Annotated in this window: 2 protein-coding genes; both read right to left on the reverse strand. The window is 32.7% G+C overall.

The features are described from left to right. Nucleotides 1-75: 75 nt before the first annotated feature. Nucleotides 76-771: a LytR/AlgR family response regulator transcription factor gene (locus tag CLNEO_RS15150; protein ID WP_066091133.1), complete on the reverse strand. Its 696-nt coding sequence runs from the start codon at nucleotides 769-771 to the stop codon at nucleotides 76-78. Further along, nucleotides 768-1,304: a sensor histidine kinase gene (locus CLNEO_RS15155; RefSeq protein ID WP_157723617.1), complete on the reverse strand. Its 537-nt coding sequence runs from the start codon at nucleotides 1,302-1,304 to the stop codon at nucleotides 768-770. The genes CLNEO_RS15150 and CLNEO_RS15155 overlap by 4 nt, the downstream gene beginning before the upstream one ends. Nucleotides 1,305-1,361: the final 57 nt, after the last annotated feature.

The following is a 1,361-nucleotide window of genomic DNA, read 5'->3' on the forward strand; positions in this document are numbered from 1 at the left end:
TCCCGGCTTGCTCCATTTTCCACGAGCCAATTTGCCCATGTGTTTGCAAATTTAATAATCATGATAGCACTCTCCTTACAAAATGGTGTCTAAAAAAGTTTTTCTTACATCCTCAAGGTGGGTATTGCTAATAGGTAATTTCGTTCCGTTGGAAAGAAAAATCTCGTTTTTTACAATTTTATCCACGTGGTTCAAATTTACTAAAATTGAACGGTGACACTGGGCAAAGTGATAGGGAAGGTGACTTATTATATCTGTCAATTTTGCTTTCTGAGAATAGGTAGCCTCCGACGTATAAATTTCCATGTAATGGTTTGCACAGGAAAAATAAAGAATTTGATGATATGGAATTTTTATCGTTTGGGCATTATTTTGAATAATGTAGTTATTTTCCTTGGTCAATTGATAAACCATATTCATACACTTTTTAATATCTTCTTCTTTCACTGGTTTCAATAAATAGTGCAAAGCTTGTACATCATATCCCTGAAAAACATATTCTTTATAACTAGTCAAAAATATAATGGAACCTTGATAATTGTCTTTTCTCATAAACTGAGCGAGGGATAACCCATCCATTGTTTCGTCTAATTGAATATCCAAAAAAGCAACATCATAGGAATTGAAATTTGTTTGTAAAAATGAATTTGCATTTTTGAAATAATCCAAAGAAATGGTGCAATTCAATTGTTTTGCCCAATGTTCTAATATTTCTGTAAGTTGTTGTGCATAGATGGATTCATCTTCAATGATAGCGATTAGAATATTCAAGCTTCTTCCTCCTCACTCTGCAAAGGAATCATTATAGTGGCTGCAAAGGAATTGCTTTGTGGTTCATAATTAAAAAATCCGCCGTAATTTTCTACAATATCATTTATGTTTTTAAAACCATATCCGTGTTCTGGTTGATTTTTTGTACTAAGAAGATTTTTTTTATCAAAAAGGTATACGCCATTTGAACTGTTAATCACTTTGAAATATAGCATGCCTTTATGTATTTTTATTGTGATATTCAAATAAGGTGGCTGTTGTAAGTTTGGTTTGTTGCAAGCTTCGATGGCATTATCCAATAAATTCCCTATAATGACACAAAGATCTGTTTGTGGGATGGAAAGTTTTTCAGGAAGAAAAACAGTTTGTTCCACAGAAATGCCATGGGCTTTTGCAATAAGGATTTTACTGGAAAGAATAGCATCTAACGTAGGGTGCCCTGTTGAAACCATAGATGTTAAGTTTTTAAAATCAGAATTAAGCTGTGCTAAATATTTTCTTAATTCCGAATAGTCCTCATTTTCTAAAAGCATATGCATAGCTTGTGTATGGTGGTGATAGTCATGTTTCCATTGACGTAGTGTTTTCAT

Source organism: Anaerotignum neopropionicum, from assembly GCF_001571775.1.
GTDB lineage: Bacteria > Bacillota > Clostridia > Lachnospirales > Anaerotignaceae > Chakrabartyella > Chakrabartyella neopropionicum.